At 38.2% G+C, this 24,567-nt stretch carries 32 protein-coding genes and 2 pseudogenes; 32 read left to right on the top strand and 2 right to left on the bottom strand.

Annotation, left to right across the window (positions count from 1 at the left end; genetic code table 11):
* Positions 1–7 precede the first annotated feature (7 nt).
* The 16 genes and pseudogenes from ftsY to AC1TO9_RS06390 all read left to right on the top strand — a co-directional run bounded on the left by ftsY (position 8) and on the right by AC1TO9_RS06390 (position 13,228).
* Positions 8–1,018: a signal recognition particle-docking protein FtsY gene (gene ftsY / locus AC1TO9_RS06465; RefSeq protein WP_482053979.1), complete on the top strand. Its 1,011-nt coding sequence runs from the start codon at positions 8–10 to the stop codon at positions 1,016–1,018.
* Positions 1,019–1,025: 7 nt separating this feature from the next.
* Positions 1,026–1,670: a PAQR family membrane homeostasis protein TrhA gene (gene trhA, locus AC1TO9_RS06460; protein WP_482053978.1), complete on the top strand. Its 645-nt coding sequence runs from the start codon at positions 1,026–1,028 to the stop codon at positions 1,668–1,670.
* 143 nt (positions 1,671–1,813) lie between these two features.
* Positions 1,814–2,170: a putative DNA-binding protein gene (locus tag AC1TO9_RS06455; RefSeq protein ID WP_482053977.1), complete on the top strand. Its 357-nt coding sequence runs from the start codon at positions 1,814–1,816 to the stop codon at positions 2,168–2,170.
* A 21-nt stretch (positions 2,171–2,191) separates the two neighbouring features.
* The gene (gene ffh, locus AC1TO9_RS06450) at positions 2,192–3,574 is read left to right on the top strand and encodes a signal recognition particle protein (RefSeq protein ID WP_482053976.1); all 1,383 of its coding nucleotides are present in this window, start codon (positions 2,192–2,194) and stop codon (positions 3,572–3,574) included.
* A gap of 36 nt (positions 3,575–3,610) precedes the next feature.
* The gene (gene rpsP / locus AC1TO9_RS06445) at positions 3,611–3,883 is read left to right on the top strand and encodes a 30S ribosomal protein S16 (RefSeq protein WP_482053975.1); all 273 of its coding nucleotides are present in this window, start codon (positions 3,611–3,613) and stop codon (positions 3,881–3,883) included.
* A 22-nt stretch (positions 3,884–3,905) separates the two neighbouring features.
* Positions 3,906–4,136 (top strand): KH domain-containing protein, encoded by a 231-nt coding sequence (locus tag AC1TO9_RS06440; protein WP_482053974.1) that lies wholly within the window; start codon positions 3,906–3,908, stop codon positions 4,134–4,136.
* A gap of 120 nt (positions 4,137–4,256) precedes the next feature.
* The gene (gene rimM / locus AC1TO9_RS06435) at positions 4,257–4,781 is read left to right on the top strand and encodes a ribosome maturation factor RimM (protein WP_482053973.1); all 525 of its coding nucleotides are present in this window, start codon (positions 4,257–4,259) and stop codon (positions 4,779–4,781) included.
* Positions 4,782–4,783: 2 nt separating this feature from the next.
* A complete protein-coding gene (gene trmD, locus AC1TO9_RS06430; RefSeq protein WP_482053972.1) occupies positions 4,784–5,542 on the top strand; it encodes a tRNA (guanosine(37)-N1)-methyltransferase TrmD in 759 nt (252 codons plus the stop codon).
* Complete coding sequence (locus AC1TO9_RS06425; RefSeq protein ID WP_482053971.1) at positions 5,532–6,887, top strand: dipeptidase; 1,356 nt, start codon at positions 5,532–5,534, stop codon at positions 6,885–6,887. Before trmD ends, AC1TO9_RS06425 begins: the two co-directional genes overlap by 11 nt.
* 193 nt (positions 6,888–7,080) lie before the next feature.
* Positions 7,081–7,425: a 50S ribosomal protein L19 gene (gene rplS / locus AC1TO9_RS06420; RefSeq protein WP_482053970.1), complete on the top strand. Its 345-nt coding sequence runs from the start codon at positions 7,081–7,083 to the stop codon at positions 7,423–7,425.
* A gap of 218 nt (positions 7,426–7,643) precedes the next feature.
* Positions 7,644–8,270 carry a signal peptidase I gene (lepB, locus tag AC1TO9_RS06415; RefSeq protein WP_482054487.1) on the top strand — a complete coding sequence of 209 codons (627 nt, stop codon included), beginning with the start codon at positions 7,644–7,646 and terminating at the stop codon, positions 8,268–8,270.
* 49 nt (positions 8,271–8,319) lie between these two features.
* Positions 8,320–9,186, top strand: coding sequence for a ribosome biogenesis GTPase YlqF (ylqF, locus tag AC1TO9_RS06410; protein WP_482058662.1), 867 nt, complete (start codon positions 8,320–8,322; stop codon positions 9,184–9,186).
* A gap of 497 nt (positions 9,187–9,683) precedes the next feature.
* A pseudogene (locus AC1TO9_RS06405) lies at positions 9,684–10,337 on the top strand (ribonuclease HII); the annotation flags it as partial.
* A gap of 97 nt (positions 10,338–10,434) precedes the next feature.
* Positions 10,435–12,537 (top strand): hypothetical protein, encoded by a 2,103-nt coding sequence (locus AC1TO9_RS06400; protein ID WP_482058661.1) that lies wholly within the window; start codon positions 10,435–10,437, stop codon positions 12,535–12,537.
* Positions 12,534–12,839, top strand: coding sequence for an EscU/YscU/HrcU family type III secretion system export apparatus switch protein (locus AC1TO9_RS06395; protein ID WP_482053967.1), 306 nt, complete (start codon positions 12,534–12,536; stop codon positions 12,837–12,839). The genes AC1TO9_RS06400 and AC1TO9_RS06395 overlap by 4 nt, the downstream gene beginning before the upstream one ends.
* The gene (locus AC1TO9_RS06390; protein ID WP_482058831.1) at positions 12,839–13,228 is read left to right on the top strand and encodes a YraN family protein; all 390 of its coding nucleotides are present in this window, start codon (positions 12,839–12,841) and stop codon (positions 13,226–13,228) included. The genes AC1TO9_RS06395 and AC1TO9_RS06390 overlap by 1 nt, the downstream gene beginning before the upstream one ends.
* A 146-nt stretch (positions 13,229–13,374) precedes the next feature.
* On the opposite strand, the pseudogene AC1TO9_RS06385 reads toward AC1TO9_RS06390, so the two are convergent.
* Positions 13,375–14,268 (bottom strand): annotated as a pseudogene (locus tag AC1TO9_RS06385) (YifB family Mg chelatase-like AAA ATPase); the annotation flags it as partial.
* Positions 14,269–14,469: 201 nt separating this feature from the next.
* On the opposite strand from AC1TO9_RS06385, the gene AC1TO9_RS06380 reads away from it, so the two are divergent.
* The 16 genes from AC1TO9_RS06380 to AC1TO9_RS06305 all read left to right on the top strand — a co-directional run bounded on the left by AC1TO9_RS06380 (position 14,470) and on the right by AC1TO9_RS06305 (position 24,248).
* Positions 14,470–15,060, top strand: coding sequence for a superinfection exclusion B family protein (locus tag AC1TO9_RS06380; protein WP_482058660.1), 591 nt, complete (start codon positions 14,470–14,472; stop codon positions 15,058–15,060).
* A gap of 111 nt (positions 15,061–15,171) precedes the next feature.
* The gene (locus AC1TO9_RS06375) at positions 15,172–15,780 is read left to right on the top strand and encodes a hypothetical protein (protein WP_482058659.1); all 609 of its coding nucleotides are present in this window, start codon (positions 15,172–15,174) and stop codon (positions 15,778–15,780) included.
* 55 nt (positions 15,781–15,835) lie between these two features.
* Positions 15,836–15,976 carry a hypothetical protein gene (locus AC1TO9_RS06370; RefSeq protein WP_482058658.1) on the top strand — a complete coding sequence of 47 codons (141 nt, stop codon included), beginning with the start codon at positions 15,836–15,838 and terminating at the stop codon, positions 15,974–15,976.
* A 254-nt stretch (positions 15,977–16,230) separates the two neighbouring features.
* A complete protein-coding gene (locus tag AC1TO9_RS06365) occupies positions 16,231–16,533 on the top strand; it encodes a hypothetical protein (protein WP_482058657.1) in 303 nt (100 codons plus the stop codon).
* Between the two features lie 43 nt (positions 16,534–16,576).
* Positions 16,577–16,801 (top strand): hypothetical protein, encoded by a 225-nt coding sequence (locus tag AC1TO9_RS06360; RefSeq protein WP_482058656.1) that lies wholly within the window; start codon positions 16,577–16,579, stop codon positions 16,799–16,801.
* A 257-nt stretch (positions 16,802–17,058) separates the two neighbouring features.
* Positions 17,059–17,634 carry a hypothetical protein gene (locus tag AC1TO9_RS06355; protein ID WP_482058655.1) on the top strand — a complete coding sequence of 192 codons (576 nt, stop codon included), beginning with the start codon at positions 17,059–17,061 and terminating at the stop codon, positions 17,632–17,634.
* 68 nt (positions 17,635–17,702) lie between these two features.
* Positions 17,703–18,164: a GIY-YIG nuclease family protein gene (locus AC1TO9_RS06350; protein ID WP_482058654.1), complete on the top strand. Its 462-nt coding sequence runs from the start codon at positions 17,703–17,705 to the stop codon at positions 18,162–18,164.
* Positions 18,165–18,212: 48 nt separating this feature from the next.
* Positions 18,213–18,878, top strand: coding sequence for a hypothetical protein (locus AC1TO9_RS06345; RefSeq protein WP_482058653.1), 666 nt, complete (start codon positions 18,213–18,215; stop codon positions 18,876–18,878).
* A gap of 303 nt (positions 18,879–19,181) precedes the next feature.
* Positions 19,182–19,718: a hypothetical protein gene (locus AC1TO9_RS06340; RefSeq protein WP_482058652.1), complete on the top strand. Its 537-nt coding sequence runs from the start codon at positions 19,182–19,184 to the stop codon at positions 19,716–19,718.
* 50 nt (positions 19,719–19,768) lie between these two features.
* Positions 19,769–20,437: a hypothetical protein gene (locus tag AC1TO9_RS06335; protein WP_482058651.1), complete on the top strand. Its 669-nt coding sequence runs from the start codon at positions 19,769–19,771 to the stop codon at positions 20,435–20,437.
* Between the two features lie 140 nt (positions 20,438–20,577).
* The gene (locus AC1TO9_RS06330) at positions 20,578–21,417 is read left to right on the top strand and encodes a DUF5677 domain-containing protein (protein ID WP_482058650.1); all 840 of its coding nucleotides are present in this window, start codon (positions 20,578–20,580) and stop codon (positions 21,415–21,417) included.
* Between the two features lie 28 nt (positions 21,418–21,445).
* Complete coding sequence (locus AC1TO9_RS06325; protein ID WP_482058649.1) at positions 21,446–21,907, top strand: hypothetical protein; 462 nt, start codon at positions 21,446–21,448, stop codon at positions 21,905–21,907.
* 38 nt (positions 21,908–21,945) lie between these two features.
* On the top strand, positions 21,946–22,560 hold the full coding sequence (locus AC1TO9_RS06320; protein ID WP_482058648.1) for a hypothetical protein: 615 nt from the start codon (positions 21,946–21,948) through the stop codon (positions 22,558–22,560).
* A gap of 64 nt (positions 22,561–22,624) precedes the next feature.
* Entirely contained in the window at positions 22,625–23,401 is a 777-nt protein-coding gene (locus AC1TO9_RS06315; RefSeq protein WP_482058647.1) for a hypothetical protein, read from the top strand.
* A gap of 88 nt (positions 23,402–23,489) precedes the next feature.
* Positions 23,490–23,684 (top strand): hypothetical protein, encoded by a 195-nt coding sequence (locus AC1TO9_RS06310; RefSeq protein ID WP_482058646.1) that lies wholly within the window; start codon positions 23,490–23,492, stop codon positions 23,682–23,684.
* Between the two features lie 66 nt (positions 23,685–23,750).
* Positions 23,751–24,248 carry a hypothetical protein gene (locus AC1TO9_RS06305; protein WP_482058645.1) on the top strand — a complete coding sequence of 166 codons (498 nt, stop codon included), beginning with the start codon at positions 23,751–23,753 and terminating at the stop codon, positions 24,246–24,248.
* Positions 24,249–24,314: 66 nt separating this feature from the next.
* Here AC1TO9_RS06305 and AC1TO9_RS06300 read toward each other — a convergent pair whose 3' ends face one another.
* Positions 24,315–24,533 carry a helix-turn-helix domain-containing protein gene (locus AC1TO9_RS06300; RefSeq protein WP_482058830.1) on the bottom strand — a complete coding sequence of 73 codons (219 nt, stop codon included), beginning with the start codon at positions 24,531–24,533 and terminating at the stop codon, positions 24,315–24,317.
* Positions 24,534–24,567 lie beyond the last annotated feature (34 nt).

The following is a 24,567-nucleotide window of genomic DNA, read 5'->3' as shown; positions in this document are numbered from 1 at the left end:
GAAGCATATGAGTTTCTTTAAAAAGTTAAAAGAAAGTATTTCAAGTAAAACTGAAGTGGTGACGAAACAATTTCGTGATGGTCTAGAAAAAACAAGGAAGGGTTTTGTAGAGAAAGTATCCGACCTTATGATTCGTCGCAAAAAAATAGATGAGGAATTTTATGAAGAGCTTGAAGAAATACTCATCGGTGCTGACGTAGGGGTTAATACCGTGATGACATTAATTGATGATTTACGGTTTGAAGTGAAGAAGCAGAAAATTGAGAATGCTTTAGAATTACAACCTATCTTGTCACAAAAGCTCATGGAGCTCCTTCGTGGGGATGATGATAATGCCCTAAAGATGAATGAGGATGGCATAACTGTTATTCTGTTCGTAGGTGTGAATGGTGTAGGGAAAACGACAACAATTGGTAAGTTGGCGCATCGTTATAAACAAGAAGGTAAAAAGGTACTACTAGCGGCAGGAGATACATTCCGAGCAGGAGCGATTGAGCAACTTGAAGTTTGGGGGCAGCGCGCTGGTGTAGAAGTGATCAAACAACAGGCAGGTTCAGATCCTGCAGCTGTCATGTTCGATGCAATTCAGGCTGCCAAACAACGCCAAGTGGATGTATTAATATGTGATACGGCAGGACGTTTACAGAGTAAATCTAACTTGATGGAAGAGTTGAACAAAATTTTCCGTGTTATTCAACGTGAAATACCAAGCGCACCGCATGAAGTACTAATGGTATTAGATGCTACGACTGGACAGAACGCATTAAGTCAAGCGAAGCTCTTCGGTGAGAAGAGTGGAGTGACGGGCTTAGTCCTTACGAAGTTGGATGGGACAGCCAAGGGTGGGATCGTTGTTGCTATTCGTCAAGAAATGAATATTCCAGTGAAATTAGTAGGTTTAGGCGAGAAGATGGAAGACCTACAACCTTTCGATTCACAGCAGTTCGTGCATGCATTATTTGCCGGATTAATACAAGACGACGAAGAAAATACTGAAACAGCTGTTCAAGAGGAGTAATGTAGTTATGGCCAATACACATACCTATACCCGCCGTGAGGAAGTAGCTAATGCTATTACACATGGGATCGGAGCGGTCCTAAGTGTCGCGGCACTTGTATTACTCATCGTGTTCTCTAGTTTGAAGGGAACACCTTGGCATATTGTGAGCTTTACCATTTACGGTGTGACGATGCTTGTTTTATATTTGAATTCGACATTGGTACATAGTTTTAATGAAGGTAAAGTGAAGGATTTATTTGAATTTTTTGACCACTCATCTATTTATCTTTATATTGCAGGCTCCTATACTCCCTTTATGCTCGTTGCCATTCGTGGACCGCTCGGTTGGTCTTTGTTCGGTACCGTTTGGGGATTTGCAGTTCTAGGTTGTTTATTCAAAGCGTTCTTCGTAAAGAAGTTTCTATTCATGTCCACGATCTTCTACATCTTGATGGGGTGGATGATTGTAATCGCTTGGAATCCATTGACCGAGGCGGTACCAGCAGGAGGAATGATTCTTCTTGCTCTAGGTGGATTGATGTATACACTTGGAACCATATTCTATGTATGGAGAGCCTTCCCTTATCATCATGCCATCTGGCATCTGTTCGTATTAGCCGGAAGCATATTACATTTCTTCTCCGTATTTCTGTATCTACTACCGAATTAATAAGACATTAAAGAAGTAGTTGGAAAAGGAGATCATATCCAATAAAGATGACAAGGATATTTGCTTGACATCTTTATTGGATTTATGTATTATTAAATCCGTTGAGTGTAAAGTGTTTTTCCTTGACGAAGGGGGTGCCCTCAATGACTCAGGAAGATAAACTCGAGAAAACAAATAGAATTAATCAATTATTCGATTTCTATGAGCACTTGCTAACTGAAAAGCAGCAGATGTTCCTTAAATATTATTTCCATGATGATTTTTCCCTCGGGGAAATTGCGACAGAGTTCAATATTAGTCGGCAAGCTATTTATGAACATATTAAGCGAGCTGAACAGGTTCTTGACATTTATGAAGAGAAACTTGGCTTGCTACAGAAGTACGAACGACGTAAACGTGAATTAGAGCAGTTGCGACAGTTACTTGACATGTCCGATGTGTCAATAGTGGATAAAGACAAGATGATTACAATTTTGGAACGTTTACAGGCGTATGAATAAAAGGCAAGGAGGTGGCGGCGAATGGCATTTGAGGGATTAACAGGCAGGTTACAGAACGTATTTAGTAAGCTCCGTGGTAAAGGTAAAGTATCCGAAGAGGATGTTAACGAAGCGATGCGGGAAGTACGTCTTGCTCTTTTGGAAGCGGACGTTAATTTCAAAGTAGTCAAGGAATTCGTTGCCAAAGTGAAAGAAAAGTCCGTTGGTAAAGAAGTAATGGACAGCTTTACTCCAGGCATGGTTATTATTGATATCGTTAATAAAGAGTTATCAGAATTGATGGGTGGAAGTCAGGCGAAGCTTGCAAAAGCCAATAAGCCTCCTACTGTTATTATGATGGTCGGTCTCCAAGGGGCAGGTAAGACAACAACCTCTGCGAAATTAGCCAAGCTTCTCCAGAAGCAGAATAGTCGTCCGTTGCTCGTTGCAGGTGATATTTATCGTCCTGCTGCGATTAAGCAGTTGGAAGTGTTAGGAGAACAGATCAAAGTACCTGTATTTACACTTGGCGATAAAGTGAGTCCTGTAGAGATTGCTAGAGCTGCTTTACAGCATGCCAAGGATAATGGGAATGATTATCTGATCGTCGATACTGCAGGTCGCCTTCATATTGATGAAGTTCTGATGGAAGAATTAAGTCAGATTCATGCGGACATTAATCCAGATGAAGTATTGCTAGTCGTTGATGCAATGACGGGTCAAGATGCAGTTAACGTTGCGAGTAATTTCAATGAACAACTGGGATTGACAGGCGTAGTGTTGACTAAGCTAGATGGAGACACCCGTGGTGGAGCAGCACTTTCTGTTAAAGCTGTAACAGGCTGTCCGATCAAATTTGTAGCTTTAGGTGAGAAGATCGATGCGTTAGAGCCTTTCCATCCGGAGCGTATGGCTTCTCGAATTCTTGGAATGGGCGATATGCTCTCTCTGATAGAGAAGGCGCAGTTGAACATTGATACGGATAAGGCTAAAGAAATGGAACGTAAGATGCGTAATGCAGAATTTACGTTTGATGATTTCCTAGAGCAAATGGATCAGGTTAAGAAGCTAGGCCCCCTTGATCAGATTATGGATATGATTCCGGGTATGGGTAAGATGAAGCAAGCCAAAGATATTAAAGTGGATGATAAACAGATGGGTCGCATTGAGGCTATCGTATTCTCGATGACGAAGGAAGAGAAACAACGCCCAGAAATTATTGATCACAAGCGGCGTAAGCGGATTGCTACCGGTAGTGGAACCAACATTGCAGAAGTGAATCGTCTTATCAAGCAATTTGATGAAATGCGTCGGATGATGAAGCAATTCTCAGACATGATGGGACCTAAGGGCCCTAAAGGAAAAGCTATGAAACAATTAAAAGGTTTGACAGGAAAAGGCGGCATGAAGTTTCCTTTTCGTTAAAAATATAATGTTTATTTATTGAAGGAGGTGAATTTTGTGGCAGTACGTATTCGTCTTAAACGCATTGGTGCCCATAAAGCGCCATTCTACCGTATCGTGGTTTCGGATTCCCGTTCCCCGCGTGATGGTCGTTTTATCGAAGAAATTGGTTACTACAACCCGATTGAAGAACCGGCAGTAGTTAAAATTGATGAAGATAAAGCTTTGGCATGGCTTCAGAACGGTGCACAAGCATCCGATACAGTTCGTAACATGCTTAGTAAAGCAGGCGTAATGAAGAAGTACCATGAATCTAAGTTACAGAAATAATGACTGATGGTGAGGAATATCTATGGAAGAATTAGTTAGTGTTATTGCTAAGGCTTTGGTGGATCATCCGGAAGATGTGACCGTGAAAACGGTAGAGAAGGATCATCTTGTTGTCTATGAATTGTCTGTTCATCCAGAAGATGTGGGCAAGGTCATCGGCAAACAGGGTAGGATAGCTAAAGCGTTACGCACGGTTGTCACATCTGCAGCAGTCAAAATGGACAAACGTGTAACTGTGGATATCATATCTTAAGATTTACAAAAGGGGGTTAGGATGCATGTCCTAACTCTTTTTCGTACATGCTAAAGGACATAAGGGTGACAGATGGTGTTGTATTCTGCGCTAAGAGCGCTTTGTTTGTAGGAGGAGAATATGTCTGAACAATTATTAACAGTTGGTAAATTGGTGAACACACATGGTATTAAAGGTGAGATTAAAGTTTTAGCGATTACAGATTTTCCGGAAGAGCGTTTCGCCTCAGGGAAACGTTTATTTTTGATTCCTGGAGACGGCACGCCATCGTTTTGGATTACAATAGTGTCTGCACGCTTTCACAAGAATACGTATATTATGAAATTAGAAGGATTTACGGATATCAATGAAGTAGAGAAGTACAAGGGAAGTATGCTCAAGGTATCTCAGGATGATCTTGTTGAATTGCCGGATAATGAGTATTACTATCACGATATTATTGGGTGTAGTGTTTTTACGGATGAGAATGAAGATAAGCCACTAGGCGTTATTACTGAAATTATGAAACCAGGTGCTAATGATGTGTGGGTGGTTAAACCTACCAAGGGTGCGGATATTCTAATTCCAGTCATTGATGACGTCGTATTAGATGTGGATGTGAATAGCAAGAAGGTTAAGATTCACCTGATGGAAGGATTGTTATAAATATGAAGGTAGATGTGCTTACCCTATTCCCTGAGATGTTCAAGGGCGTGTTTGAGAGTAGCATTTTGGGAAAAGCGAATGAGAAAGGAATTGTATCTTTAAACGCAATTAATTTCAGAGACTTCGCTTTCAATAAACATCATACCGTCGATGATACGCCTTATGGTGGAGGTGGGGGGATGGTACTTAAGCCCGAACCTATTTTTGCTGCGGTGGAGCATGTGTTGACTTCTATTCCTAACCCTCCGCGCGTGATCTTGATGTGCCCGCAAGGAGAAACGTTTACTCAAAAGAAAGCAGAAGAGTTGTCTCAAGAGGAGCATCTCATCTTTATATGTGGACATTATGAAGGATATGATGAACGGATTCGTGAGCATCTGGTTACAGATGAACTGTCCGTTGGAGACTACGTACTAACCGGTGGAGAGATCCCGGCAATGACTGTCATCGATTCTGTCGTAAGGTTATTGCCAGGTGTACTAGGAAATGAGATGTCAGCAGTGACAGATTCATTCAGCACAGGGTTACTTGAGTATCCGCATTATACACGACCTGCAGAATTTCGTGGTTGGAAAGTGCCTGAAATGTTACTGAGTGGGCATCATGCTAATATAGAGGTTTGGCGCAGACAGGAAGCGTTGAAACGAACATTTACAAGACGTCCTGATCTTCTAGACAAGCTGGCACTCACGGCGCAGGATAAGAAATATATCCAGGAGCTTAAGACTGAGAATGAAAGGGAGGAACAAAATGGATTATAAAATCTACTTTGAAAACCTGAAAGAGCAACATCTAACTGAATTAAAAGAATGGTTATCCATTCCTAGTATATCTGCCTTATCTGAACATAAACCAGATGTACTGCGAGCAGCCGATTGGCTCGCAGATTCACTATCTCAAGCAGGTCTGGAGAATGTGAAGATACATCAAACGGCAGGTCATCCTATTGTATATGCGGATCATTTACATGCGCCCGGCAAACCAACAGTGCTCGTATATGGACATTATGATGTACAACCTGTTGACCCGCTTCATTTATGGGAGACACCTCCGTTTGAACCAACGATCCGAGAAGATAAGATTTATGCTCGCGGTGCAACGGATGATAAAGGTCAAGTATTTCTACATATTAAGGCCGTTGAAGCGATGCTTAAACAAGAGAAGGAACTTCCCGTTAATATTAAGTTCTGCATCGAAGGTGAGGAAGAGATATCCAGTCCGAATTTACCTTCTTTTCTAGAATTACATCGCGAGGAATTGGCAGCGGATGTAGTGCTAATCTCTGACACGTCGCTTCTCGAAAAAGGTAAACCAGCGATCTGCGTTGGACTACGAGGATTATGCTCATTAGATGTCCAGGTTAGAACAGCTAATACTGATCTACATTCTGGATCTTATGGCGGAGGTGTACCTAATGCACTTCATGCGATCGTTTCTCTACTGTCTACACTTCATGATGAACAGGGTCGTGTAAATGTAGAAGGATTCTATGAGGATGTACCTGCGCTTACACCTGCAATGAAAGCTGAATTTGTGAAACAAGATATTGACGAGAATAAATTACAACATAGCCTTGGACTTGAAGCGCTCTATGGAGAGGAAGGCTACTCCTTTGTAGAGAGAACGGGAGCTCGTCCAACATTGGAACTAAACGGGGTCTATGGTGGTTTCCAGGGGGAAGGATCGAAGACCGTTATTCCAAAAGAGGCCCATGCTAAGATTACATGTCGTTTAGTAGGGTATCAGAACCCACAAGATATACTAGATAAAATTGAACGTCATATTCATGCCCATGTCCCCGCAGGTGCTAAAGTTACGGTTATTCAAGGTGAGAAGGGTAATCCATTCACAATTGATCCGTCCACACCGATGCTGCAGAAGGCGGCAGTTGCATTTAATAGTGTCTATGGAGTTCGTCCAGTGTTCACTAAGGACGGGGGCTCTATCCCAATCGTCGAAACTTTTGGACGGTTATTATCTGTTCCGGTTGTATTGATGGGCTTTGGGCTTCCAGATGAGAATCTCCATGCACCAAATGAACATTTCAATTTGGACAACTTTGACAAGGGTCTTCTGACGATTGTTGAGTTTCTGAAACAGGTATAAAAGATGTAGTTCAAAAGCTAACTTTTTGAACTACATCTTAAAAGGAGTGCAAAACTTCTTGCAAGCTAGTAGAATCCTATGTTATAATGAATCCTGTTGTGTAAGACTACGGTGGTCCTCTGTCAATAATGAAGGAGAATAACATTTCTCCAGAAGAAGCAAGAACACCTGTATGGAAGGAGGGAATTCTAATATGAATATCCTACAAGCGATTACTCAAGAACAAATTCGCACAGATTTGCCAAACTTTCGCCCTGGAGATACTTTGAAAGTACATGTAAAAGTTATCGAGGGAGCACGTGAGCGTGTCCAATTGTTCGAAGGCGTTGTAATTCAACGTCGTGGTGGTGGAATCGGAGAAACTTTTACAGTACGTAAAATTTCTTACGGTGTTGGTGTGGAAAGAACATTCCCACTTAACTCGCCTAAGCTCGAGAAAATTGAAGTGGCTCGTCGTGGTAAAGTTCGTCGTGCTAAACTCTTTTATCTTCGCGAACTACGCGGTAAAGCTGCAAGAATTAAAGAAAAGCGCCGTTAATAAACGGACAACGTTAAGGGGCTTGATTTCAAGTCCCTTTCGTTTTAGGATAAATAGGGCATACGGATGACAGATCCCTACATTTACAATATTATAAGGTTTCAACATGTCAGGCTTTGAAGCTCCGAAAAGGGGCTTTTCTTTTTCGGAAATACAAATAAATTTCCACAACTCAATTGTATTTCATCAAATTTGGTAGAAGAGAGGGCCAGTGGATGATGCAACAGGACTTGGATCTTCATCAGGATTCAACTGAATTGAACAAGCGTAGTGATAAATCATCGAAACAAGGTAATAATGAATTAATGGAGTGGCTGAAGGCTATCGTTATTGCTGTAATTCTGGTGTTTCTTATTCGTTGGCTTCTTTTTAAACCATTTATTGTAGATGGTCCTTCGATGAAGCCTAATTTTCACACAGGGGAACGTTTAATTGTAAATGAGATTCTATATGATATTCGCCAACCGAAGAAGAGCGAGGTCATTGTTTTTCATGTTCCTTCCGAAGGGAGAGACTTTATTAAGCGAGTTATTGCCGTTGCTGGAGACACAGTTAAGGTGGAAGGGGATACCGTTTATGTGAATGGCGAACCTATTGAGGAACCTTACATACAAGCTGAAATGGATAGTAGACATGAGCAGAACCTGAAATATAATAATAAAGATTTCCCTAACGCTAACGTTCCAGATGGTACAGTGCCTGAAGGTCATATATTTGTCATGGGAGATAATCGTTCGGACAGTACAGATAGCCGGATGATTGGCTATGTTCCACTTGATGATGTTATAGGCCGTGCAGATGTCATTTTTTGGCCAGTGAAAGATATAGAATGGATTAACCATTAAACCCAAAAACTTATGGAATAGTTATGGTAAAGAAGATGAGGTGATGACGGTGACGATTCAGTGGTTCCCAGGTCATATGACCAGAGCACGCCGCCAAATTCAAGACAAACTAAAGTTGATAGATGCTGTTATTGAGTTGGTAGATGCACGTCTTCCTCTCTCTAGTCGCAATCCTATGATTGATGAGATTCTTCAGGGAAAACCGAGACTCATTATTTTGAATAAAGCGGATTTAGCAGATGCTGAAGTAACAAGAGAGTGGTTAGATTTCTTTAAAAAGCAGGGGCATGTGGCTTTCCCAGTGGATGCATCCACAGGTACAGGGATAAAAGAAATACCTACACAGCTCAAATTATTGTTGAAGGCCAAAATCGATAAGCAGATTTCAAAAGGAATTAATCCGAGAGCTATCCGTGCATTAATTGTGGGGATTCCGAATGTTGGGAAATCGACATTGATCAATCGTCTTGCTGGACGAAGTATCGCTTTAACGGGCGACCGTCCTGGGGTAACGAAAGGCCAACAATGGATTAAAGTAGGCACAGAGATGGAATTGTTGGACACACCAGGGATTCTATGGCCTCGGTTTGAAGATATGAATGTAGGTTATCGTCTAGCCGTTACTGGAGCCATTAAAGAGGAAATTCTTAACGTAGAGGATGTCGCATTTTTTGGTTTGAAATATATTGCTAAATACTATTGGGCTCCTTTCCAAGAGCGCTTTGAGCTAGAAAGTGAGCAGCCAACAGATTTCGATGGTCCTGATGAAATTGTTGCGATTATGGAAGAAATCGGCCGTAAACGTGGCTGTATTGTCAGTGGTGGACGGGTTGATTTGGAGAAATCCTGCCGAGTTATACTTCGTGAACTTCGTGCTGGTAAATTGGGACGAATCTCGATGGAAGCGCCCTATTAGTGCGAGTTCAAAGAGTCGATTGTTTGAACAACCTCTAATAGTAAGAAATTTGAAGCCACCGTTTTTTTTTGGTGGCTTTTTGGTGACCTATTTAGAGAGTATAAGTATTTTGGAGAACTCTTCATACACATACATGGACGTCGCTAGAAAAGGATGGATTAGTTGCAGAAATGGTGTTTATTTAGGAGAAAAAGGTGGATGGTGGAGAAATAGTTGCACAAATACATTTAAAACAAGAGAAATAGTGAGAAAAGACAAATTTCCAGTAATTAGATGTCCTTTATACAACTAAACTCAGTGATAGGGGAATATGGTCGAATTTAAGTGTACTCTATGCATCTATTGGTGATTGGAGGAGGCGGTATATTAGGTACCTGTTATGGAGTGACTATGTAAGTAGCGGATCGTGAGTAAAAGGAATGTTGAAGTAAATAGATATGGTAAGCTAGATGGATAACCTTGACTGATGAGATAATGAGGTATATAGATGGAGGGATACTATGAATAAGGTAAGTATACAAGAGGGAAACAGCGTGGATATGCTTAAATATGAGACATGTTACTGGGAGCAATCCTATCAACATATAGCAGGGATAGATGAAGTTGGACGGGGTTGCTTATTTGGTGATGTGGTCGCAGCGGCGGTTATCCTTCCTCAAGGACTTCAAATGGATGGTGTGAATGACTCTAAGAAATTAAGCGCTAAGAAGCGTGACGCTCTATATGATATCATTATGGAGAAGGCTTTAGCCGTCAGTGTAGGATATGTAGATGCTAAGACTATTGATAACATTAATATAAAGCAGGCTTCACGGCTAGCTATGAAAAGGGCGTTGGAAGGTTTATTGTTGCAGCCTGATTTTCTACTTGTGGATGCTGAAAAGGTAGATACAGAAATTCCTCAACTTGCTATTGTCAAAGGGGATGCGAATAGTCTATCTATCGCGGCCGCTTCGATTATAGCTAAAGTTACGCGCGACCGTCTATGTGAAGGGGTATGGGATACGGAGTACCCGGAATATGGAATTGCGATACATAAGGGATATGCAACAAAGTTACACAGAGGACAAATTACGGAGTTGGGCGCTACACCGATGCATCGAAAGAGCTTTCTGAAGAATATTAAAGTGGAGCAGCAAATATTATTCTGATGGCTTTTTGAACTACCTCTGAAAAGAAGATGTTAAAGTAAGCGGGGTTGGCGCCGATATAGTATAGAAAGAGCGATCTAAAAACGGAGGAACCTATGTGAATATCGGATCATTAATCCGCGGACTACTTGGTGAACAAAAAGCAGGGGATTTCAAACAATTAGATGTAAAGACAGGGCAGGTTGTTCGTGGCGTAGTTCTAAGTGTCTCTGATGATGGGAAGGAAGCTGAAATCCAAATACAGGGTGTTAAGGTACATGCGAAGCTCGAAACGCCGTTAGAGCAGGGACAAGCGACCTTATTGCAAGTGCAACCACCTGAAGAGGGAGGATTGATGGTTCTAAAGCCACTTACTGAAGCTCCATATACGTCTATCTCGCCTAATTCTTTGGGAGATGTGTTGAAATCGGTTGGTTTAGCAGATACGAAAGCTAATAGAGAAATGATTCAAACACTTCAGGCTAGTGGTGTACCTCTAACGAAAGAGAATGCAGCCTTGTTTAAGGCTATTCTTATGGATAAACCAGCTGGTGTCCCGTCGGAGCAATGGATTCAGTCGGCTGCCATAGCCTTTCAGCGTGGTCTGCCTATGACAGCTGAGAGTGTGAGAGGCTTGCAACAAGCTGTTTTTGGACCACCACTACACCAGTTGTTGTCTGGTCTTACTGAACAGCTCAGCCTGTTAGCTATGAATGCAGGGGGAGCATTATCTTCAAAAGGCATGACAGGATCACAAATAGCTACAGGGTTACAAGGTGGTCAAGACTTAACTGGCGCATCAGGAACGCTACAAGGTAGTCAAGATACAACTGGAAAATCAGGAACGTTAGTGGGCTCTCCATTGGCTCAAGGTTCTGTAGGAGCGCAAACGGCGCCCGGAATGACGGTTGAAAATGGTGGTAAAGGAGCTGCGATGCCAGGAGTAACTACAGCTCCCAGCGTCGCCACAGTTGCATCATCCCTGCAGCCGCTTCTAGCGAAGCTGCAGGATGTCTTACAGCAGCTGCGTGGCACACAGCTGCCTGCGAACCTGCCGTCGCAGAGCGCGACGGCAACAGGGCAACCCGCGACGGCTGCGCCAAGTGGCGGGAATCCCACCGGCTTAGCTTCGCAGCCGGAGAGCCCTCAAGCCGGCGGTTCAACACCGCCGGCAAGTGCAACAGCTGCTGCACCCGGAGGGAGCGCAGCAGCTGTTGTAGTGCCGCCGGCTACGCAAGCGGCGGCATCTATAGGCGAAGCACCCGCAGGGGCTTCGCTACGTCCTGCCCCGACCCTCGGCGAAGCACCGTGGGTGGGGCAGATGTTGAAGCTGCTCGGTGCGGAGCACGAGCAACATGCCGTGCGCGGCGGTGCAACGCCGCAAGTAGCGCAGGCGCAAGCTGCAGCGGGGAACGCGCAGCACGGTAGCGCTGCTACAGCGGTACCGGTGCCACAGCAGCCGCCGGCTGCAAGTAGTGCCGCATCCGCAGTGCTTCAGTCTAACGCTGCAACGCAAGCAGCTACTGCATCAACTGCAGCATCACAAGCGACTAATACTCCGGCTGTTGCGCAGACGCAAGCAGCAATAAATACACCGGAAGGAATGCTCCGTTCAGTAATGTCCGTACCGACGTTGACTGGGAATGTTGGTAGTCCAGACGTTGTGAGCATGAATCATGACTCTATAAAAGGTATTCTACTTCAAATGTTGGATATAAGTGATCTTCCTCCGGCATTGAAAGAGGCTGCTCAGCAGCTAGTTCAGCATATGACGGGACAACAGTTATTATTGAATACAGATCGCACGGCCCCTTTTGCACAAGTAACGATGTTTATTCCCTTGAATGGACAAGATGGTGAAGAGACGGCATCTGTACATATACAATCCCGTCGTGGTAAAAAGGGTGAACTAGACGCATCGAACTGCCATTTGTGGTTTGATTTAGATATGAAGCATCTTGGATCAACACTTATAGATGTACAGGTGGTTGACAAAATTGTCAGTCTAAAAGTTCACAATGACCATGAATGGATGACCTCGCTTATTGAGGATAGACGTGACGAAATATCTGAAGCGATACAATCTATCGGATATCAGTTGTTAAGTCTCAAAACAGAGCCACTACCTAAACCAACTATCGCAGACGTGGATAGTAAACAAGCTAGCGTCACATCCGAATACACACCTCCATCATATAAAGGGGTGGATATGCGGATATGAGTGAAATGTCTAAGGAGGAACTTGAGCTCTCGAAGAAAAAAGCTGTTGCACTAAAATATATGCCAGGTGAGTCAGACGCTCCAGTAGTTGTAGCTAAAGGTAGCGGAAGACTAGCAGAGACGATTCTAGAACGAGCGAAAGAGCATGGCGTTCCTGTACAGGAAGACGCGGCATTAGTAGAAGTTCTATCCCAATTGGATCTGGATCAACAGATTCCTCCAGAACTCTATCAGCTTGTGGCTGAAGTGCTCTCATATATTTATCGTACAGATAGTATAGCCAAGGAAAGAAGGCTACCTTGATGGATGTAGAGGGTGGAAAGAAGGATACACGTAAACAAAAGGGAGTCATTGCGGAGGAGCACGCGACCATATACTTAGCTCAGCATGGATATGAAATCATCGATCGCAATTGGCGGTGCCGCAGTGGAGAAATCGACATTGTGGCTCGCAAAGATGAATGCTTAGTTTTTGTTGAAGTGCGAAGCCGAAGTGGAAGCCTAAGATATGGAACTCCTGCTGAGTCGGTGAATATACGCAAGATGAATCAAGTACGCAAAACAGCTGAAGTTTATTTATTGTATAAACAGACAGATATTACATCGATAATGATGCGTTTTGACGTTATTGCGCTAGTTCTTAATACTGACCTAACCGTATTTAGTTTGGAGCATATCAAGGAGGCCTTTTAACGATCATATGAGTACATATCAATGATACACATTCATATGGATGACCAGGCGGAATTGAATAACGGAGAATAGGAGCATCCTTTGCGGAAGCTCCTATTCATTTTCATTCATGACGATACGCTGAATAGTCCATTATTCATACCCCCTCACTCATCACGCAGTTGCCGATCCAAATTTCGATACTGAATCGCTTCTGCGACGTGAGAAGCTCCAATAGTACTATCACCCTCAAGATCAGCAATCGTTCTTGCTAATTTCAATATTCTGTCATAGGCTCGCATACTGAGTCCAAGCGCCTCGATTGTTTCTTGTAGCATAGTGGCCGTTGCTGAAGAAAGAACAGCAAAGTTGCGAAGATGCCTTCCAGATAACTCGCTATTCCAAGAAAAGGGCAAACGCTTGTAGCGCTGTACCTGGATTTGATGGGCCCTCATGACTTGCTCTTTCATTTCTTGTGAAGACAAGCTCTTCGTTTTTTTGGTCCATTCTTTGGGTCGAGGAACATCCACTTGTAGGTCGATCCTATCCAGTAAAGGGCCTGATATTTTCGCGCGATACTGGGCAATACGAGCACTGCTACATGTACAACGTTGTTTAGGGTGATCACTTCCAAGATATCCGCAGTGACACGGATTCATCGAAGCTGCTAGCATGAAATGTGCCGGGAAAGTATGAACAGCTCTTGCGCGACTAATCGTTACGGAGCGGTCTTCTAAAGGCTGCCGTAATACTTCTAAGACGTTACGGGAGAATTCAGGGAGTTCGTCAAGAAATAGTATTCCTCTGTGAGCTAGACTAACTTCTCCTGGCTTAGGAATCGTTCCCCCACCAATGAGTCCTCCGGCAGAAATAGTATGATGCGGTGAACGGAAGGGACGGCGTTTCAATAATCCCGCTGAAGGTTCTTTTAGCTTACCGGCCGCACTGAATATTTTGGTCGTCTCAAGAGCTTCCTGTTCTGTTAAAGCAGGCAAAATCGTAGGTAAACGTTTGATCAACATCGTTTTTCCGGTACCAGGAGGACCGATTAGCATAATGTTGGGCAACATTGTCATACATGAAAAAGCAACAAAAAAAGATAATCCATTTATTTATGGGTTGTCTTTTTTATTAATTTATAATAATCTCTCAGCAAATCTACTGTTCGTTACGTTAATATCACATGTGTGGTAAAATAATCCTATACAGAGATCAATAGGGTTAGGTCGAGCTACTAGTTTTGTGTCTTTAGCGGTTTTAAATTGAAAAGAGGTGATAGTGTGAATTTTGATTTGAAAATTAGTGAAATTTTAAACTTACCTACTACAATCATGATTGCAGTATTTCTGTCTAGTGGAATTATTTTGTTTTCTCCAGAATTTATATTAGAAAAGATGTATATGCTTAAATTTCGAGAAAGTTACGGCTTTATTATTGGAGTTATTCTAATTGTTTCTTCATCAATACTCATAGTGAATTTAATTTATCAAACAGCAAAATCAATTACTCTAAATAGAAATAAGAAAAACTTCTACGCAACTGCCGAAGATAGGTTAAGAAAGCTTAATACTTATCAAAAAGCAATAATTTACTTACTATATAGTCAAGATAATCGTACGGCACCATTGCCGTTACATGATGGAGCTGTACAAGAACTCGAATACAAAATGATTATAGGAAAAGCAGCACAACAATATTTTGTTGAAAATTTGAATGAAGCAGAATTCCCATTTCTCTTGCAACCATGGGTGTCCGATGAGTTAGCCAATAAAGAAAATTTATTGGATGACTTTAGGAATGCTTTTAATACTCAGAGTAACAAAATAATGAGCAAAAATAAATGGGAATGGTAGGGTTATAGTCAATACTCCTATGTCGTGTGAGGACTGATTAATGAAGTATGGCATCATTATCACAATGAATGAGTTGTTTCGAAGACAGTATAAAATAGGAGAGTGAGAAATTTGATATTGAAGTATGCTGATCCTTCAGAACTTGAGGAAATAGAGAATATTGCAAATGCAATATATAGATCAAATGACATGAACGTGATTCAATTTATGGAAGTATATCATAGGCTATATAACTTGCGGGTTGAGATGGGAGGCACGAATAGTATTTTAACAAAAGAAGATGTTTGGCCTCGTATCAACTATGCTAAGACAGCTTTAAAAAAATATGTTTATGACAATGACAGAGAGGCATATGTTGATGTTGAAAAATTTATTGCAAGCGGTCTTTTCGATCTCGTAGATACTCAAGGAAAAGAAATGAAAAAGAATTTCAATATTCTTATTAACAATAAATTGATAAAAGAATCTTTGCGCTATAAGTTGAAGATGGATTTGAAAAATCAGATTACAAGTATCAGTCCTACAACTAGTAATAATATTCGCATTAATGATGCTATCTTCATGATTGTTTCAAACACTTGGTATGAGTATTTTATCAAATATATTGAATCAATAATTGATGAAAAGACACAAGAAAAAAGAAAATTCATTTTAGGTGTCTCTTTGGGCGTAATTGGAATACTTACATCGATAGTACTGACTTTTTATAGTTTTAATTAAAGAAGATGAAACCTGAATTTCATGCACTGTAAATGATCGTAAGGAGGCTTAAATCATGAGTGTCCAAGTAGATGTAATAGAAGATGGTTATTTAGTTGAAGTTAAATATTACGAAAAAGAAATTCGTTATAGGAGAACTACAAAATTAAAATTAAATGAAAAATATACAGTGGTTCCTCCAGTATACAGTAAATAACGAGAGATGTTAGATAGGGAGTGTGTTCTTATTGATTTTATCCTTACTAATACTTGGTTTATACATAAAGCTAAAATTAGGCATGTTGACAATAATCGTGTAGGAAGAATGTCGTTTGAAAATCTAGCAAGTAAGGACAGTACAATAGAGAAATGTTATTAAAATAGATGGCAGTATAATAAGAGAAATACTTACTCTTCTAAAATTGAAAGCTAATGTAAGAGCGATTACTTACAAAGAAATGGGGTTTTCTTATGTATAAAAGTTTGACGCTAACTTCAATTTATGTGGGTGGTTTAGGTGGAATACCAATTGAAACTATTTCAACAAACGAACCGAATAAAAGGCAAATCGTGAAACTTATTCATGACGTAGGAGAAAAATTTAAGTTTAAAGGTGATCTGTCAAAAGGAGATTATAAAGATTTAGGATATGGTAATAAGGGCTATGATTATATTTTTGGTGAAATACAACTGTCAGTAGTCGTAAAGAGACTTCCAGTCTTAGAGTTTGAAAAAGATAGCGATAAATACAATTTAATTGGTTTAAGTCTTTAATAGAAATTGAATTAGATTAACAGTTCATGAAAGGAGTTTACATATGCATACGATAAAGAAAGAATTTCTAATGAAGCTCACAAATGAGGAATTGGTGGCGGAATACTATGATAGAGAGAAGTGGAACGATCTTACGGACAAATCTGAAAGCATCATCTGTAAACTTTGTGATAGATATGAAGAGGAATATAGCTCAAAAGATATGATAATGGTTGATGAGATGGATAGGGCGCTAACTTCAGAGATGTTAGAGAGATTTGCTACTTAAGTTGAACGAAATAATGTTGAAGAACTAGAATCAAAATGGGAATTGCCTGACAAACTACCTGTGAGAGAAGTTTGGAAATTTCACTTGACTTCAAACAGAAAAGTTACAATCGAGATTGATGCTGATAGTTGGAATCAAGCTTGGGATAAACTATCTATTTTATTAGCTGAAGTATAGGTGTTGTACGAGGAAATTGTGAATTCGGAAGGTAGTTTAAATAAAGTAGAACAATTCATTCATTAGGAGATGCACATATTATGAGCTTTGTATCTATTATTGCTACTAATAAATTTATAACTGTCATGAGCGATGGTAGAGTTGTCGATTGGGATGATTCAGTTATAGAAGAGAATTATCAGAAGTTTCTAAAATTAAACAACAATTCTTTTGTAGCATATGCTGGTGATAGGGCGCTTTGTGAGTTAGTCGTCAGAGATGTAAAGAGTATTGTTGAGGAAGGTAATTATGAGGCAGCAATAGAGATAATCAGTAATGTTTTTAAACAAATTGACATGGGTGATCGGAAGGTAATTATGGCTCTAGGAGGTATTAATCAAAATAACAAAATTGAGTTCTACGCAATCAACTCATTAATTGATTATCACCAAAGATACTATCCAAAAATAGACGATGATATCAATTATTGCTTTCTAAATAACGCAAAGGTAGGACCTATTAATTTTGAAACTAAGTTAATTGAGATATTGGGTAAGACAGGATTTAAAACTCCATCGCAAACTATTCAAGCACAAAAACTGCTAAATAATTATGTGGCTGATTTAGATAGCACAGTCAATAAGAACACTTTTAGAGTCGCAATAAAATTACAATAGTTAATAAAACGATCAAATGAGTCTTTGATTAATTATTGAATTCAACAGATTGGATGGTGTTGGTTTGTATGTGGACTATTAAATATGATGCTAAAACAATAACCAGAGATGATATTCCAAAGGATATTGGTGTATACGCTTGGTTTGATAAAAGTGATGATTCATTAGTCTACATAGGTAAAGCGACAGGAAAAGGTGGATTAAGAACTAGGATATGGTCGCAACATCTGAATGTGAATTACTTAGAACTAAGAGAAGCAAAACATACGGCTAAAGACAGTTTTCAAATAAATAATCCGATCTATTATAATAACAAGCTTGCTATTGATAAATCTGCTTTTAGAAAGAATGTAGCAAGGACTTATTCATTGAAAGCAGGAATTGATTCGGTTGAGTATTTGAATGATAATTACTTAGTTTCGTTTATTGCATTTGATAAGAATGATAAACAGAAGGTTATTGAGCTTGAAAACGAATTAATAAAGACATTAAAACCAAGATTAAACATTGCAGGAATGATACGAAATTAGCCTTTCATGAGGAGATAGAGATGATTAAGATTGGAGGTCGGAATATAAATGACCACACATTTTGGGGTAAAGCTACGCAATAAAGAAGGTGGATTTAAACTAACCGCCGATAATTATGTGAAGAGTAGTGATAAAGGCATTACCACTTCGTCTGAAGAATTAAAACTTAAGTTAGAGAAGGTTATGACTCGTTTTGATCACAATGTGAGATACTTCAATTCGTTGTCTTGGGACAAATTTAATGAAGAACTGAGTAAGTTCGTAATCTCGAATAATTTTTATCGAATTTACGATCTTAATGAGGTAGAAGCTATTGCTGGATATTATGTCATGGTTTTGGATGAGTATTGTCAAATTTATATTGGAGTGAGTAGTCATCGTCAGGGTATAAAAGAAAGGATTCCCCAACATTGGAATAGGAAGATCCCATTAGATCGGCTAGGGGGTGGGTATAGCGGCTCATTAGCCATAGATAGTTTTAGAGCTTTAGATACTACTAGGATTTTTGTGTGCCCTGATGATGAATATAACTTTTTTGAAGATTACACATTAAACGAGTATCTTGAAGGTCGATTGGTTGCCAAATTCCCCGTAGATTATTGTTTGAATCAAAGTATGGTGCATATACCAAAAGAGTTTTTCTTTGAAAGGCTAAGGGATCGCGATCTAAGAGATTTAAAGGTGTATACCAAGAGTCATCTACAGAGTCATTAGCTTAGCATAATCAAAGGACGGAGGGAGTCATGAAACTGGTGATAAGAGAATAGATTGAGATAAAACGAATCTTTTATACTAATATGGAGGTGCTAACATGACTTGGAGAGAAGTTTTTGACTCTAATAAGATTTTTCCTCATGGATATTCAGAATGCTTGAAAATAGTGAAAAGCGTAGGCTATGATTACTTTGCATTTAATGAACTGGTCTATTCTATAAAAGATGAAAATATGAGCAACCTAATCTGTAGTGTTGACAGACTATAAAATGTGAGATTTATAAGATATGGAGGCGTTTGTGATTGGACGATGTTGTTATCATATTAGAAAAGTTTGAAGGAATCGTAGGTGCGTTATTGGGGGTAATGCTGACTTTGATATTAACTCAGATTTTTAAGAGTTGGGGTAAATTTAATTTTTACATAAATAAGAGTGAGATAATCTTCGAAAAACTAGTAGATGAAGACTACGACCAATATAGTCTTGTAGAAAATAAAACCGATGCGAATCGTGTTAATGTTAATCTAATGCTTGAGATATATAATTCTTCAGATTCTCATAAAATATTAAGAGATGGAAGGTTTAGTTTTTATCACAATAAAAAAATGATAGCATCTTTTATTCCTGAAGACTTGTCTACTGAAAAGTTTGTTGCAGCATCACATAGACGAGAAGAATTGGTGAATCTCAATGTCAAACCTAAAGAAATTATTGTTGTCAACCTTGTTAGAACCTTGTTTAGAGATGATATCAAACAGATAAATGAATGCAATAAAGTTTATTTTGAAATAAAAGATAATAAAAACAAAAACCATAAGGTCTTTCTTGCTGATATCTAATATCTAGTTTTAATGAAACATACATTTTACAAACATAAGGGAGCAGAAGAATGAATCAATGGATAACAGATAATTCGAGTATAGTTAACTTTCTAAATGTAGTAGCCATAGTCTTCCTTACAGTCCTTAATGTATGGTTTGCAAGGAAATCTCAAAAATACAGTGCAGAATCAATAAGATTAAATGAAAAGATAAGGAAAGAAAATAGCACCCCAAACATTATAGTATACTTTGACAAATCAATTGCTAGTATTTACGATCTCAGCCTCACTCTTTCAAATATAGGCAGTAATGCAGCAAAGAATATTAAAGTAACACTAACCCCTAAAAATAAAATAGTAGGGACTGCATATCTGGAAAAATCGTCTCTTGTTAATGATACAATCTCATTTTTAGCGCCTAATCAAATGCTAACCACTCATATAGGGACTATGCCTAGATTGAAAAATAATGAAGGGGAATATCCTATATTCGAGGCTCTGATCGAATACCAAGATATTGAAAATAACTCATACTGTAGAAATTACATAATTGATGCAAATATGTTTAAAGGCAATCTGAATTACCTTGTAGGAACAGTGCATGATATCAATAAAGAAATGGGGAAAATGAGTGGATATATTGGAGAGATAGTTGGAATTGTCTCTAGAAATGAGGAATTTAAGCATGAACAGTCTAAAAAGAGCAGCAGAAGAAGATATTTAAATAGAAATAAGTGAGACAAGTATTTAAATCATAACCTTGTAAAAGGTTTATTTTATTCTGAAATGGGGTTACAAGAATGCCGTACAATGATTTCCTTGTGAATAGAAAAATTAATAATCAAAAGATCAATGTACTTCTTCATAATTCTGCTCGAATGATTGATGAAGTAGTTGATTATGGTTCATTATTGCTCGATAAAATCAACAGAGAATTTACAGAGTTACATTCTGTTTTTCAAACATTATATGTACAGTTTTTAAGTCTGGTTGATAGTGCAGCTATTCTTGTTAAAAATGGACATGGTGATGGATTGAAACCGATAACCAGATCTATCTTAGAAATTTCATTGCAACTTCAATTTTTGATGACGGGTAATTTTGATGAGAAATGCATCGCCTACCAAGTAGCTGAAGTAAGAGGGCGGATTAAAGACTATAAGAAATTCCTAGATCAATCTCAAGATGGAGTAAAGACAAGAAGTCTGTATGAAAAGATTGGTGTTAATTTAGGTAGTATAGATTATCAAAAGAAAATTGATAACTTAGAAAATATGTTGAAAAGAGAACCCTATAAAACGATGAATGGACAGTATGATACGGTAAAAAGAACATATGGTAGACTCCAGCAATGGTATACCGTTTTAAATATTTCATTAAAGACCGTTAGAGATTTGGCAGTACATCTAGACAAAGAAATTTATTATGAGATTATCTATAAAGCCTACTCAAATTACTCTCATGGAGGAGTGGCATTAAAAAGAGTAGCAGTATTAGATGAAAATTCTATGACGCTTCCTCATATACGTGATTACGATAGTATCCCAAGTTCTGCATCGATAATAATAAGTATTGCTACAGATGCTTTGAAGCAAGCGGTAGATTCTTTTGCCAAAGAAGAAAGAGGTAATTTTGGAAATTGGTATAAAAAAGAGATAACGATTGACTTGATTAGCCTATCGAGCTCGGAAATAAAAACAAATTACAGTATAAAATAACTATTTTAAGTAGACATGGAGGAATACAGTGAATTATCACGGAACAATAGCTTGCGAAAGTATTCTTAAGAATGGTTTTATAGAACTAACTAATGAAGACAATAGCGTTTATGGTCTCAGAAAAGAAGATGAATTAAGCCTTCAAACCTCTGGTGGATACATATATCTAGCTTTTGATTTTGATAAGGCTTATGAGTTTGCTTTATCAGCCATAATTCAAAAAGGAAGAGCACTTATCGATTCAACAATATATATATTTGAAGTGGATACATTTGGGCTTCAGCTGTATCCTGACTATGATGAATTGGGAAGATTTGAAAAAAACTTAAGAATAGCTTTACAAGAATCACGAACATTTGGTGTTAAAGAACGTTTGTTAATGCGTCAAAGAGCGATTAGATATAAAGAGATATATGTGAAAAATCATAATGAAGCTTGTTCTATATTAGACAGCGGTAAAGCAAGTGAATACCCTTGGATAGAACTATAATGCTATTGAATGTCGTATTTTATTAGGAGGTAGAACATATGAAGTACGGATTACTGGAAAATGGAATAGATTCATTAAAAGGAGCCTTTAATTGTATCGAAAAAATGCCGGATTTACATGAAGGGGTGGAACATAATCTCAAAGATGCAATTCTATCTTTAAATCATGCTATTGAGATTTTATTCAAACTGATTCTGAAACGCAAAAATGAATATTTGATTTTTAGTGATATTGGAAAGTACATGAGTGCAAAAAAACAAATGTTGGAGCAGGGTAAGACAAATGTGTTTGAAGTTGCATCTGAGTTAAAAACAGTGACTTTGTTTGGAAGTGTTAAACGATTAGAATTACTGTGTGATATTGAAGTTCCTGTAGTTCTAAAAGGAGCAATTGATGATTTTAATATAATAAGAAACAAATTGATGCATTATGAATTAGAATTGACTGAAGAGGAAGTTAATTTAACTATTAGAAGCCTGAAAGGTTTTTATGAAGAATCTATAAAATTCTTGAGACCATATATTGATAATATTGAAGTGATGCTTGATGAAGCGAGATTTGAATATGTAGTTGATTATAGCGACGAAATGGCAGAACATTACGCAGATATGATGTATGACGAGTACTGTGAAGGTCAGTATGAGTTAGAATAGTCTGATGAAATGCAAGTTTGATGAGGAATAAGTACAAAGATATATTGACAAGGGTGGTTATCTTATGATCATTAATTGTGCTACTTTTGAATCATCATTAGAATCAATATCAAATTATTACAAGGCTACCAGTAATGAGATTTATAGTACTTTAAGTAATTTTGATATGGATAGATTTTACGAAATTAATAGGTATGAAAATACTGGAGATAAGTTGTTGTACGAAATGTTCAAAGAAAAATATGAACCAAACAATAATATAACAGAAACGCATTGGTTCCATCTTACAAGAGTTCCTGTAGATAATCATTTTGAGGGTTCAATACATCCATTAGGAAAGCAAGTTGAACAAATATGGAACTATTTATATTCGTTAGTTAAAGAGGTCATTACAGAAAATGATTGGGCTTATTTTCGGGAAAATATAACTCGTATTGGTAATGATGGTTATCTATATAAACTAAAGGTATCAAATTCGTTTCATTGGGGTCCATATGCAATGCTTGTTAAAGATGTTGCTTTTAAGTTTAAAGAAATTGGAAACCATGATTATTTAAGGTCTCCGGAAATAATTGAAGATATATGTTCAGCTTTTTCTTCCATTTTCAAAATTGACCTTTTAGAAAAATATATTCAGAGTACTGTTCCATGTATAGTTCATTTTAAAACTAATGATAACGATAATAGAGTGATTGCTCCAATACTATTCTATTTGTATAATACGATTAAAAATGAAGATTTGTCACTTCATTGCAATACATGCTTTGATGGACAAGGAAAGGAAATACTTGAAATTGACATCATAAGAGTTGAATATATCGACTATGAAATAAGCAAATAACTAAAACGTGAATTATGTATAATATTTAGTTATGAAATGTAGATTTTATTTAATGGGTAAATAATTATAAAATAAGGAGTCGATTAATATGAAACTATCTGAGATACAGGGATTTGAAAGCAAAGAGATACTATTTATGGTGAAGTTCACTCAAGAGAGATTTGTAGAATCTTTAGTTAATGGAAATCTTTATATGAATCCAATTAAATATTTTGTAGAGCTTGAAGAGAAAACAAAAATAAAAGGACAGGGCGATAAGTTCGAAGGTGCTAATGTAATCTGAGATTTTAATTTTACTCTTTATAAACATGGTACAAAGGAAAAGGTCGGAGAAGGCTACTCTGATTTATTGGTTGAAAGAAATCATTACTATGACGACTTACCAATATTCTGTATAACAGCATTTACCCCACAGGATTTTAAGGTCGTTAATGAGACCGATGAAATGCTTTCTTTAGTATTTGATCTGGATGAGCAGGACAAATCAATCATGGAAGAAACATTTGGTGAAAAAGCTATTGTTATTAATGCCGCTGAATTCATGAATTCTGTTGATGCACATATGATTAACAATAATATAGCATACAGTGCTCGTCTTGTTGATTACTTTGATTATTCTGTAAATCATGAAGCAAGAATACGTGATTATGGAAAATCAGTGTCTTCAATATTTGTAAAAGATAATTTCTTTAAACATCAAAGAGAGTATCGTATTGCTTTGTTGGATCAACGTAAAGATGCAGGACTTAATTTGAAAATTGATAAATTCAACACTAAAATGCCTCTAGTACTGGAAACAAAAGATTTTTTTGAGTACTTTGGATTGGATGTACGAAAAAGATCATAAAAGATATTCTAATGTTTTAAGGTTTTAATAGTTCTAATCAAAGTTAAAGGCCTGAGAGTAATTATCTCAAGGCTTTTTTGTGTTGTCTGGTGTTCCAGTATCAACAAGTAGTACTTGTTTATGCTCAATTACGTCTGATAAGTCACATTGCAATACGTTGCAAATATCATCAATTATCTTCATTGCAATATACTCATCACGCCACATTCTAGCAGAGGTTGAAGAAGAAATACCAACCATTTCGATAAATTCCATTCTAGTTATTTTACGCTTGATTAAGGTTATTTTTAGTGGATCAAATAGGCTGCTTTGTTTACAA

This window comes from Paenibacillus sp. Y916, assembly GCF_056786435.1.
The sequence above is the reverse complement of the archived record's forward strand: the minus strand, read 5'-3'. Positions and strand labels throughout refer to the sequence as shown.